Raw genomic sequence first — 12945 nt, forward strand, 5'->3', positions numbered from 1 at the left:
ATTATGGCACCTGCCGGATTCCGTCAGGCGATCTGAAACCGTTTTTCTCAACGCGCCATTTGCTGTTGTAAAGTTCGATGAAGGTCTTTACGGCGTTGCAAACATCATCGACGGTGCGGTATTTGAAAACTCGGGCACCTTCTTGCGCTAGGGCCAAAGCTATCGTCCGGACGATTCCGGCTGTACTACCAGAGACTAACGCGAGACGATTATTGAGTTGCATGTGTATATGCTGTTGGTGAGCAATCAAGGGACCTGAAGGCCCAGATCAAAACCAATCTCGCTGATAGCGAATATTCACAGCAGCGCCCGGGATGAAAGCCTTGGCATAAAAACATGGCCGCGAATGACAGGAGAATCAAGGTTGCGCCCAACAGGGTGACTCGTTCAGGTCCGCTCCGATCTGCAATTCGTCCCGCGATGGGCGCGGCCAGGAGGATTCGCTTCGAATCCCGACAGAGGCAGATAAAACAAAAACCCCACCGTTTGCACGGTGGGGTGGGGGATTCGCCCACTTCGACATCCGCATCGTGCGGATATCTGCGTCGGCTCCCCTGCGCTCGCTGCCGCGGCCATCCGGGCCGCTGTTCTGACATTGAGTCAGCGCTCGCTCCGCTTCGAATCCCGACAGAGGCAGATAAAACAAAAGCCCCACCGCTTGCACGGTGGGGCTTTTGTTTTAAGTGGCGTCCCCAGGGGGATTCGAACCCCCGTCGCCGCCGTGAAAGGGCGGTGTCCTGGGCCAGGCTAGACGATAGGGACTTAGAAAACTTCAAGTCCCTGCGGGAAATGTACCCGCAGAACGCTACTTTTTAATCTGCTTTTCTCCGCCGCTGTCGCGAGGAGATGCATTAAATACCTAAAGAACTGAAAAGTTGCAAGAAAAAAAATCAACCTGCTCGCAAAATCGCCTAGTGTCCTGTTCGGTTAGTTGTTTGTATAAATTCTAAGTCATTTTTTCTGCTGCCAAGGCGTGCCGCCGCAGGCCTGGCCAAAGCCAAGTCGAGAAGGCAGAACGTAGACAGCAGTAAAAAGGGCCAGAATTGGACTATAGAACTAACCGCACAGGACACTAGAGCTCGATCTGCATCCCCAGTTCCACCACCCGGTTCGGCGGCAGGCCGAAAAAGCTGGTGGCCGAGCGGGCGTTTCGGGACATGTGCATGAACAAATGCTCGCGCCACATGACCATGCCCGGCTTATCCGACGGGATAATCGCTTCATGACCGAGGAAAAAGGTGGTCTCCTCCATCAGGAAAGGAGCGTTCCCGATTTCAATCGCCTTGAGCAGCTCGGGCACGTCCGCTTCATCCATAAAGCCGGAATGGAGCACCAACAGATAGATCCCCTCACCAACATCTTCGACATCGTAACGATCGTTTCCGATGACATGGGGAACATCTTCGGTAACCACCGACAGGATAATCACCCGCTGGTGAAGAACCCGGTTGTGCTTCAGGTTATGCAACAGCGCCGGCGGGGCAATTTTCAGGTTGCCGGACATGAACACGGCGGTGCCGTTGACGCGCTGCGGCATAGAGGAGCGAATCACGGTCAGAAAGTCACTGATCGACATCAGCCGTTCCCGCATGCGGGTGGCAAGAATCTTCCGCCCGGTCTTCCAGGTCGACATGAAGGTAAAGACCAGGGTGGCGACCAGCAACGGGAACCAGCCGCCATGCAGAATCTTGGCAAAGTTGGCGCCGAAGAACGCCAGGTCAAAGGAGAGGAATCCGCCACACAACAGCAGGACCCAACCCAGCGGCCAGTGGAATCTTTCGCGGGCGACAAAAAAGAACAACAATGTGGTAATCACCATGTCGGTGGTCACGGAAAAGCCATAAGCCGCGGCCAGGTGGCTGGACGAGCCAAAGCCGATGACCAGGCCGATGCAGCTGAACATCAAAATCCAGTTGACCGCCGGGACATAGATCTGGCCGCGCTCCCGGGCCGAGGTATGGGTCACTTTGAGCCGCGGACAGAACCCGAGCTGTACGGCCTGCATGGTAATGGAGAACGATCCGGAAATCACTGCCTGGGAGGCGATGATGGTCGCAATCGTCGCCAGCACAACCAAGGGGATCAGCGCCCAGGAAGGCGCCAGGTGATAGAACGGATTCTCCAGCACTGCGGGATTGCTCAGCAACAGGGCACCCTGGCCAAAATAATTCAGAACCAGAGCGGGCAGCACCAGGCAAAACCAGACCAACCGGATCGGCCGGACACCGAAATGCCCCATGTCGGCATACAGTGCCTCCCCGCCGGTCACCACCAAAAAGACCGAACCGAGGACCAGAAAAGCCGACCACCCGTTGTGGAGCAAAAAACGGAAGGCGTAGTGGGGGCTGACGGCCGCCAGAATTGCCGGATATTCGATAATCTGCCTGATCCCGAGAATCGCCAGGACAATGAACCAGAGCAAGGTCAAGGGTCCGAAAACCGCCCCGACCTTGCCGGTACCGCGGTACTGCACCAGGAACAGGGCAACCAGCACCACAACGGTGATCGGGATGATATAGGCGGAGATCGCCGGGGTCGCGATGCGCAGACCTTCGATGGCGGAGAGGACCGAGATGGCCGGGGTGATCATGCCGTCACCGTAAAGCAGCGCGGCACCGAACAAACCAAGGGTGACAAGAGCCCAGCGATTCCCCTGCTGGCGGGCTTTTTGCGGCAGGATCAAGGCGGTCAGGGCCATGATGCCGCCCTCCCCCTGATTATCGGCGCGGAGGATAAAGCTGAGGTACTTGATGGAAATAACCAGGATCAGTGCCCATAAGATCAGCGACAGGATGCCGAGCACATTTTCCGGCGTCGGCGTCAAGCCATGGCTGGTATGAAAACATTCTTTCAACGCATAAAGGGGGCTGGTCCCGATGTCGCCGAAAACCACACCAAGGGCGGTCAGCGAAAGAGCTGCTAAAGAGCTCCGCTGGTGAGCGGATGGTTGGTCGTTATTCGACCCGGTATCAGTTGGCATATTCATTTTGAGAAAATCCTCAATCCAAAAGTGTGCTGCCTGGCAGCAAAACAAAAAGACACTTCTTTCCAGTTGAACAGCGCCCAGCTACCGCGCTGCTGGACACAAACAGTAATCCCACCGCCTTTTAGCCGGTGACTGTCAGTACAGAATGCAAATTTTCATTTTATTGTAGTATATGCTGGCAGACCTGCGGGATATGGCCATCCCGCCGGGGTACAGAAGGGAATAGTGGCTGTACAGCTGCAATCATCTTCACATCTCTCTGAAATCAAAAAAACACTTCAGGGGAACGAGGTTAGCACATCTCAAAAACTCTTTCGGCAAGCAAAGAGAATCCGGTCACAACCTGAGCAGTACGTCAGCAATCAAGAAACATCCTCTAATCCGGAACGCCCCGAATTAAATCGATTGTCTTCATAACACCAAATTCGTTGCGATGAAAGATTTCCCTAAATTTGGAGAAAAACCCCTTGGATGAAAAAAGAGCACGTTCCCGGCGAGCCCCGGCTCATTAGCTCCGGGCCTGGTCGTCACAAAAAAGCCTAAGCCAATTGCTCAAAAGAGGCTTTTTTCATGGTTTGAGCATTCGCGACAAGTGGACTTTACCTCCTTGCCGTTCGGCAAAAAGGCTAATGGCTCCCGGCAAAGCCAAGAAAAATAAGCTTTGTCCCGGCGCCGCCGGTCACGGCATCAATGCGGGCATTGGCGATCCCTCTGACAGCACGATGGATATAGATGGCTGTTCCGTCAATTGTCATCGTTTGGTATTCGTTGATCTCGGCGGGTTCTGGTAGGCCCCATCGCACGGATGGGATGTCTCGCGACTGAGCGCCGCCTCAGTTATAACAGATCTGCTGATTTAGACTGACCGTGATATCGCTGCCTTTTTCGGAGATGATTTTTTGCGCTTTGGGAGTCAGTTTCAGATTCATACGAATATCCCTTCCCCTGTTTAATCGAAAGGTGCCGACGGCACATGCTTCAGCTTCGAACCATCCCGGCAATGGACCGGCCGGTCTAACCGCAATTTGCAGTTGGCGAAACCCTTTTGGGGCAACAGCAATAGCAGGGTCATGCTTCTGCCGAAGTTTGAATCGACACTATTATAGATATGTGTACTATTTTAACAAATAAATAATTTTGTGATGTTCCGTGAAGATTCGCAGCTCAGCAGAATCAGGGTCATTCCTGGCGTAACACAGCGTTGCCCAACTGGTGCAAAAGACTATCCATCATTCTTGAATGCGGCCGGCTTGATCAGCTTCAGCCCCTGTTTTATATCGGCAATCTCTTCAATCTGGGTCGCCTGGATCTCCATGAGTTTCTGCCATTGCCGCAAAAGAAGATGATCCAATTTTTCGTGAATCAGTCTTATCTCCAATTCGGCCTTCAAATTGACCTGGTAGTCATGTTGCGAGCGCAACCGGTCTTTTTGTTCCTGCCGGTTCTGGCTCATCATAATAATTGGCGCCTGCACCGCTGCCAGACAGGACAAGAGGAGATTTAACAGGATAAACGGATATGGATCTGCGGGTCGCCAAAACATCACCAATGAATTTATGGTGATCCAGCAAATCAGGAACACCGAAAAAATGATCAGGAATCTCCAGCTGCCACCAAAGGTCGCTAATTTATCCGACAGTTTTTCGCCGAGCGTCCGCTCCTTATCGAACTCCTGCTCCGTGTTGGAAGATAATAACTCATGTCGTTGCAAGCTTTCCAAAACCTCTTTTTCAAGGGCTGAAAGCTCGCCCAATTCTTCTTCAATCATGATCTGCACTTCTTTAGCGCGATAGGTCGTCATATCCGCCCTGCAGATATAGCAGCCATCAGCCCAGGCGGGATAATCTTCCTTGATGATGGCAGAAATGACCGTCCTCACGGCAGAAAAGGGAACCAGCTCAGCCGTCTCAAAGTTTTTTTTGCAGACCACGCAACTGCTCTTGGCTTTTTTCATCCGCGGATCCTCTTTTTATCAAGCTGGACAATGAATCCCGCGCCGGTGGCGGGTGAGACGCCCCATGCCTGCGGCAGCAGCAGGAACCTTCCGCTTTTTAGTATAAATCATTTCCTTAAAAACTCAGCGAGGTTGCAGTCGTTTCACGAGACCGGTGCGCAAACAGCGGGCCGTTTGCAAAGATCAGAGCAACGGCATCGTTGGGGGAGCCAAGGTAATCTGGAGGAGGTAACGGAAAACATGTCAAAACTTACGCGTTATGAGGCAGTGAAGATTTCAGTACTGTGCGGACTTCTCTTGCCAGCTCATGACCGCTGACGGGTTTCATCATAAAAGACTTAATACCTATAGTTTTTGCTTTCTCCTGATCAACTATATGACTGTGCCCAGTACAGAGGATAACGGGAATATCCGGACGAAACTCCAATGCTTTTTGGGCAAGAATATCTCCAGTCATATCCGGCATAGCCTGATCTGTTATGAGCAAATCATAGGAATCGGGATTTTCACGGAAAGCGCTTATTGCCTCCTGTGACGAGGTAAATGTGCTGACTTGGTAACCCAGCACCTCAAGATATTGCTTTGTTGTCTCCGCAAGCATGACCTCATCATCAACAAGCATAATCTTCTCACGCCCACCGACAACTTCGAGTTTTTCTTCCTCCGGCAAGACATCGTCGGATTCTTCCATAATCGGAATCAGGATGTTCATGGTTGTCCCTTTCCCGACAGTGCTCTCTGCCCAGATTACACCTTCGTGTTTTTCGATAATTCCATGGACGACAGAAAGCCCCAAGCCGGTTCCTTTACCCGGCGGCTTGGTTGTATAGAACGGATCAAACATTCGGGATAAAGCCTCTGCTGATATACCCACCCCATTATCAGTCACTGCCAACTTGGCATATTGTTGTCCGAGATTTAAGTTGGGATGTTTTTTGACTGTGGCCTCATCAATGTACTCTGACTGAAGTGTTATAGTAATTGTTCCGGTTTCGTCCGGCAATGCGTGATAAGAGTTGGTCCCCAGATTCATAATCACTTGATACAGTTGTGTCGCATTCGCTAGAACTGACCCAATACTGTCATCCACATGCAGCACCAACCCAACTGATCGAGGAATAGTCTTTCTTAAAAGGTCTGCCGCCTCGTTGACAACAGAAGCAAAAGACAGAGGCTTTTTCGGTTCTTGATCTTTCCGACTGAACAGGAGGATCTGGCTCACGAGCTCTCTTGCTCTTTTGGTCGCGGTCAGAATCTGATCGAACTTCTCTCGATTTTGGAGATTGGTTTCAGGATTCAACAAAGCCAGTTCAGCATTGCCAAGTATGATTGAAAGGATGTTGTTAAAGTCATGGGCGATCCCACCAGCCAAGGTCCCAATGGCTTCCATCTTCTGGGTCTCTCGTAGCTGTTCTTCAATTTGTTTTCGCTGGTGAATATCTCGTACTGCGATGACGTAGCAGTAAGCACCTCCAAGAAGAACAAAACTGATTTTCACCTCGACCCAAAAGATATGGCCCTCTTTGTGCTGAGATGGCCATTCAAATGTTTGCGGACTATTCTCTTTCGCTTTCCTGAACCATTCGGATAGTTCATATCTGGAATAGGGTGGTTCCCCCTGGTTGCGTTCGGTGAAACTGATCTGTAAAGCTTCCTCATACGAATAGCCATACATTTCTGTGGCCCGCCGATTGACTTCTATGATTTTCTGCGTATCCGCAGCCGCGATAATAATTGCATCCCCGGTCGAATCTTGAACAACCTGCAATTTCTCTTTTTGTTCACTCAGTTCTTTTGTCCGTGCCAAGACCTGCATTTTTAAAGAACGATTGAAATAGACCACGACAGATAACAGCAACAGGATAACCAAAAAAATGCCGCTGAGCAGTTTCAGGTTGCGCTCAACAAAACTTGGCTTGTGCTCAAGGTTTAACGTGACCCATTTATTGTAAATAGCTTTACGTTCCTGTTCGCTGATGGTGTCAAGGACCTTATCGAGAATTGAGCGCAAGGGGGCTTTCTTCTTGTTGATGGCAAACCGTAAGTCCCAGTGAAAATCAAGCTCCTTGGCATACTGAAGATTCGTCAGGCCATACTTATCGACCAGGTAGCTGGCCTCCATGTAATCAACAACTGCACCGTCGGCAGCTCCTGCCGAAACTTTTAACAAGGCCGTGAGGTCATCGTCACATTGTAAAACTTTGCTCCCCGGATAGTTCGCTTTTACATAATCCAGGCTGGAATAACCTTCAACTCCGGCGAGAGTCATGGAATTGAGATCATTCAATGACTGTAAGTCTGGAGTGTCGGTCCTGGTTAAAATGCCAAGTCGCGTCGTTAGAAATGGTTGGGTAAATACGAGAACTTTTGAGCGCTCTTCGGTTTTCTGAGCCGCCCCAATAAGATCAAACTCCCCTGTCATCATGCCATGGTAGAGGCTTTCCCAATCATCGTAGTAAACCCGTTTAAAAGTAATACCGAGCTTTTTTTCAAACAACTTGATGTAATCGGCAACAATTCCTTTATGTACCCCGTCCTCCATGTAGTCACCCGGCGGCCAATGTGGATTCGGGGCGTAGCTGATGTTGCCTCTATTTTCATCGAGCCAAACAGTTTCTTCTGGAGTCAGTTTGATGGCAGGATCCATCCCACGCGCCAACGCTGAAGGCAATATTGTCAGCAATAGACACTGCATGAACAGGAGGTTGACCAAAATTATGAGTGGGGCTTTTAAGTGATAATCTTGAAGAAGTCTGCTCAGCATAGCTCGGACTCTTATAATGACTGTGAAACAGTGGGCAATCTGAAACCAGAAATGGGATATATGAGCGATCTAAATAGTTGGCATGCGGGAACTCGGGATGCCAACGACTAAGTTTTCAGATTGGAAATGAGCAATTTTTCGTTGTGGCAAGAAAATCAAGGGGTTGCGCGGAGGCGTAGTCCTTTACGCCGCACAAGAGAACCCGCAGATTGACACCGCCACAGCGGAAAAGGGCCGTTTCCAGATGAAAACTAATTATATACAGTTTTCGGAATTGTGCATACGCAAACCCTAGGACAAACAATTTCTCTCTTAATTTAGGATCGTTGCGTCAAATATATGAAATTGCGAAACGCGAGAAACTTTGATGTAAACCCCAAATAGCGGATATTTGATCAGGCTTGGTGCGGAATAAAAGAGTTGTCCCTTTCTTTGGTGTAGACCCGATAAAGTTACCTGCCCCTTTCTTTGGTGTAGACCCGAAAAGAGTTGCCCCTTTCTTTGACGTAGACTCGACCCCATTAAGTCAGCGCTCGCTCCGCTTCGAATCCCGACAGAGGCAGATAAAACAAAAGCCCCACTGTTTGCACAGTGAGGCTTTTGTTTTAATTGGCGTCCCCAGGGGGATTCGAACCCCCGTCGCCGCCGTGAAAGGGCGGTGTCCTGGGCCAGGCTAGACGATAGGGACTTATGTAAAGCCCCCGCAGGAAATGACCCCGCAGAGTGTTGCGTTTAAATGGTGAGCCGGACAGGGATCGAACCTGTGACCATCTGATTAAAAGTCAGATGCTCTACCTACTGAGCTACCGGCCCTCACAACGGAGACCTTTTATACGTGAATCACTTTATGCCGTCAACCTTTTTTTCAATTTTTTTTATGCGAAAGGATTTGACCGAATCAGGGTCTGATCACGCCGTGGTCCGACCGAAACCAGAACCACCGGACAACCCGTCCAAGCTTCGATTTTATCAACATAATCCTTTACTTGCACCGGCAGATCGGCGTAAGAACCGAGGCTGCAGATATCTTTCTGCCAGCCGGCAATTTCCTCATAAACAGGTTTGCATTCCTGCAGAACATCGAGATCCTGAGGAAATTCTTCCAGCAATTGTTCGCCGTAGCGATAGGCCGTGCAGACCTTGAGGGATTCGAATTCGCTCAGCACATCCATTTTGGTCAGGGCGATGCCGGTCAGGCCATTGGTTCTGACCGCTTCACGCAAGGCGACGATATCAAGCCAGCCGGTCCGCCGCGGCCGTCCAGTGGTGGCCCCAAATTCCCCTCCTGCAGTGCGCAGGCGTTCACCCATCTCGTCATCCAGTTCGGTCGGGAACGGTCCTTCGCCAACCCTGGTGACATAAGCTTTGGAGATGCCGATCACTTCATCAATCCGATGGGGGCCGATTCCGGTCCCGGTACAGGCTCCGGCAGCGATGGTGGAAGAGGATGTGACGTAGGGATAGGTGCCGTGATCGATATCAAGCAGGCTGCCCTGAGCGCCTTCAAAGAGAATATTGTGGCCGGCCTTCATCGACTGGTCGAGATAGGGCGAGACCCGGCCCAGGTAGCAGCGCAGGCGCTCGGCATAGACCATATACTCTTCAAAAATTTCTTCTTCAGAAAGGGGTTTCTCACCGAGATACTGCTCGATATAGAAATTCTTCTCCGGCAGCAGTTCGGCCAGCTTGCGCTTGAAGGTTTCCGGCTTGAGCAGGTCGGCAAAACGAATCCCGCGCCGGGCCACCTTGTCTTCATAAGTCGGTCCGATGCCGCGCCCGGTGGTGCCGATCTTCTTGGCTCCCGATTTGCGTTCCCGGGCGATGTCGATGATTTTGTGGTAAGGCATGATCAGGTTGACCGCACCGTCGACCATCAGTTGAGCCGGATCTTTGAGAAAACCTTTTCTCTGCAGGCCATCAATCTCTTCCAGAAACACTTTCGGGTCGAGCACGACACCGTTGCCGATAATGCAGCGCTTGCCTTCATGCAGCACTCCGGACGGAATCAGGTGAAGGACCGTTTTCTGATCGCCGACCACCAGCGTGTGTCCGGCGTTGTTCCCGCCCTGGAAACGCACTACGTCCTGTGCATATTCAGTATAGATATCGACAACTTTTCCCTTGCCTTCATCGCCCCATTGGGCGCCGACAACAATTACGTTGGCCATGCTCTGTGTGCTCCTGTCTTGCCGGCAACAATGGCCGGCCGTAATAGATTTGTTGCCATCCGCAGCTGCCGGATGGCGACTCATTATAACTGCAAATCAATCCCTGGCTGACAGATCTCCTCCCAGGATAGATTTTTCTGCTGTCCGCTGCGCAGCGAGGTCAGTTCAATATCCTGATCGTCGTCTTCCACGACCGCCAGGTAACGATAATCCAACTGGCGGGCATATGCCAGGGCGTCTTCCCGGCTCCGATCAAGGATGTCCCGTGACACCGAATAGCCCAGTTTACGCAACCGGCAGGCCAGTTTCTGGGCCGAACGCAGATTGCGGCCGGTGGAAAAAATCAACAGGTCACAATGCGGCTCGATCCGCCCATCCAGAACCTTGTCCAGGGCGAACAACAGATGCAGCAGACTGAAAGTAAAACCGGTCGCCGGTGCATCGAGTCCGTAATTGGACATAAGATTATTATAGCGCCCGCCGCTACAAACGGCACGGCCAACCCCGGAAAGAAAACCCTGAAAGGTGATTCCGGTATGATAGTTCAGACCGCGCAGCTCGCCAAGGTCAATCGTGACATGTTCGAGGACACCGTAAACTTCAAGAATATCCAGAACCTGGGCCAGACCGTCGAGGGCGCGCTGGGACCGTTCGTTACTGACCGCCTTGGCGGCCCGGTCGATCACTTCCCGGCCGCCGTACAGACGGGGCAGGGCCAGAATCTCGGCGCGGGCGGATTCCGTCAGAGAGGATTCATCCAGCAGTTGCTTCAACTCGGAGCTGTCCTTGCGCAAAATGGCATCCGCCACCTGATTGGCCGCTTTCGGGGCCAGGGGCAGACCGTCCATGACCCCGCGGAAAAATTCCACCTGGCCGATATCGACGGTAAAATCCTCCGCACCGACCGCGGCCAGGGCTTCGATGGCCATGGCGATCATTTCCGCATCGGCCTCGGGACTGTCCAGCCCGATCAGTTCGACACCGGATTGAAAGATATCGCGATCCTTGCCGGCCTGCTGCTCAGTATGACGCAACACCCGGCCACTGTAACTCAAGCGCAACGGCAACGGCAGCTCCCGCATCCGGGTGGCGGCGATCCGGGCAATCTGCGGGGTCATGTCCGGCGGGAAGGTCAACAGGCGGCCGCTCTGCCGGTCATCAAACCGAAAGACCCGGTCGCGCAGTTCATCACCCATGCCGCGCTCCAGGACATCGAGGAATTCAAGTTGCGGGGTAATAACCGGACGAAACCCCCATGCGGAGTAAACCTGTTGCAACTGTTGCTGCAGATATTCCACTTTGGCGGCTTTAAGAGGCAGGAAATCCCGTACCCCTTTCGGCAGGTCCGCTTCGGGCACTGAATCGGAAAAACGCATGAACTATTCTCCATTCCACTTCCAAAAAAGTAGTTCTGAAAGTAGAAAAATATGCTGGGTTCAGGTCAAACAGGAACGGTCTCGGCGGTCCTGGTCAGGAACAGCCGAACGTGGCAATTTACCAACAGTCTCTGCGTTCTGTCAAGGAAAGGTCGGCCTAACCGGGCGCCGGCGAATCACCGGCGCCCAGCTTAATTTACGCGCATTCCCCGTGCAGAAACTCGACCAGGGCGCGCACGCCGAACCCGGTGCCGCCTTTGGGGCGACCGGCCTTGCCGCTCTCTTCCCAGGCCATGCCGGCGATATCGAGATGAGCCCAGCGATAGCTGTCGGCAAACTTCTGTAAAAAAGCCGCAGCGGTAATGGTCCCGGCCGGTCGGCCACCGGTATTCTTGACATCGGCAAAGTCGCTCTTGATCTGGGCGGCGTACTCTTCCCAGAGGGGCAGCTGCCAGAGCCGCTCACCGCTGCGCTCGCCCGCCTTGAGCAGCTGGCCGATCAGCTTGTCGTCATTGCCGAGGACCGCGGCCGCCTGATTGCCCAGGGCGATAATGCAGGCGCCGGTCAAGGTCGCCAGGTCGATCACCAGCCGCGGTTGGTATTGACCGACATAGGTCAGGGCATCGGCCAGAATCAGCCGCCCTTCAGCGTCAGTATTGAGAACTTCGATAGTCTTTCCGGACAGCGAGGTGAGAATATCGCCGGGACGGATGGCGGTTCCCGAAGGCATGTTCTCCACGGCCGGAACCACGCCGACCAGGTTGATCGGCAGCTGCAGCCGGGCCGCGGCCAGCATGGTGCCGATCACCGCGGCGGCCCCGCCCATGTCCATTTTCATCTCATCCATCTTCTCGCCGGGTTTGAGGGAGATGCCACCGCTGTCAAAGACCACACCTTTTCCGACCAGCGCCACCGGCTTTTCATCTGCCTTGGCACCGTTATATTCCATAACGATCAGATAGGGGTCGCGCTGGCTGCCCTGGGCAACGCCAAGCAAAGCGCCGAAACCTCGCTTTTCCATTTCCTGACGGTTGAGCAGCTTGGCCTTGATATTCACCTGCTCGGACATGGCCACCGCCTGCATAGCGAGATATTCGGGGGATTTGAGGTTCCCCGGCGCATTGACCAGATCACGCGCCAGACACACCCCGGCGCAGATCGCCTCAGCCTTGCCCAGAGCGGTCTCGGCCACATGCTTATCATCTCCCGGTGCCAGCAGCAACAGGGCATCACTGACCTTGACCGGCTGTCCTGGCCGATTTTTAGGCAGGTAGCGATCGTAATTGTAATCGGCGAGCAGCAGGCCTTCGGCGATGGCCTGAACCTTTTCGCCAAGCTCTGCCTTTTTCATCGCAACCTGCGCCAGAGTCAGGACAAACGATCCCAACTGCTTGCGGGTCAGGATATTGGTCGCTTCGCTGGCGACCTGGCGCAGGTCGCTCAGAGTAAAATCCTTTTCCTTACCCAGGCCAAGCAGCAGGACCCGCTCGGGGCCGCCTTTGTTCACCCCGTGCAGGAGCAGAACCTCACCTTTGCAACCGGAAAACTCTTTGCTTTTTAGCGCGCGCCCAAACAGTTCATCCAGCCCTTTGCCGATCTCGATATCGAGCCTTTTTCTGCCCTCATAAACACCTGCGACCAGGCAGGCGGTTTTCTGTTGTTCAGCCGCTCCTGTTGTTACGGAAATTTTCATGACA

Annotated in this window: 7 protein-coding genes and 3 tRNA genes; all 10 read right to left on the reverse strand. The window is 52.8% G+C overall.

Annotated features, from left to right (window positions below; all coding sequences use genetic code 11):
* Positions 1–684: 684 nt before the first annotated feature.
* Positions 685–762: transfer RNA gene (locus tag N909_RS0104795), tRNA-Glu, on the reverse strand.
* A 310-nt stretch (positions 763–1072) separates the two neighbouring features.
* Entirely contained in the window at positions 1073–2986 is a 1914-nt protein-coding gene (locus tag N909_RS0104800) for a potassium transporter Kup (protein ID WP_029912200.1), read from the reverse strand.
* A gap of 626 nt (positions 2987–3612) precedes the next feature.
* Entirely contained in the window at positions 3613–3741 is a 129-nt protein-coding gene (locus tag N909_RS26290) for a hypothetical protein (protein WP_281174811.1), read from the reverse strand.
* 467 nt (positions 3742–4208) lie between these two features.
* Complete coding sequence (locus N909_RS0104815; RefSeq protein WP_051689528.1) at positions 4209–4940, reverse strand: DUF1003 domain-containing protein; 732 nt, start codon at positions 4938–4940, stop codon at positions 4209–4211.
* Between the two features lie 250 nt (positions 4941–5190).
* On the reverse strand, positions 5191–7704 hold the full coding sequence (locus N909_RS24400; RefSeq protein WP_051689529.1) for an ATP-binding protein: 2514 nt from the start codon (positions 7702–7704) through the stop codon (positions 5191–5193).
* Between the two features lie 610 nt (positions 7705–8314).
* Positions 8315–8392, reverse strand: a tRNA-Glu gene (locus N909_RS0104825).
* 49 nt (positions 8393–8441) lie between these two features.
* Positions 8442–8517: transfer RNA gene (locus N909_RS0104830), tRNA-Lys, on the reverse strand.
* Positions 8518–8579: 62 nt separating this feature from the next.
* On the reverse strand, positions 8580–9872 hold the full coding sequence (locus N909_RS0104835) for an adenylosuccinate synthase (protein WP_029912206.1): 1293 nt from the start codon (positions 9870–9872) through the stop codon (positions 8580–8582).
* An 83-nt stretch (positions 9873–9955) separates the two neighbouring features.
* Positions 9956–11248 carry an ATP phosphoribosyltransferase regulatory subunit gene (gene hisZ / locus N909_RS0104840; RefSeq protein WP_029912208.1) on the reverse strand — a complete coding sequence of 431 codons (1293 nt, stop codon included), beginning with the start codon at positions 11246–11248 and terminating at the stop codon, positions 9956–9958.
* Positions 11249–11444: 196 nt separating this feature from the next.
* Entirely contained in the window at positions 11445–12941 is a 1497-nt protein-coding gene (locus N909_RS0104845) for a leucyl aminopeptidase (RefSeq protein WP_029912210.1), read from the reverse strand.
* Positions 12942–12945 lie beyond the last annotated feature (4 nt).

The sequence above is a fragment of the Pelobacter seleniigenes DSM 18267 genome (genome assembly GCF_000711225.1).
GTDB classification, from domain to species: Bacteria; Desulfobacterota; Desulfuromonadia; order Desulfuromonadales; family Geopsychrobacteraceae; genus Seleniibacterium; species Seleniibacterium seleniigenes.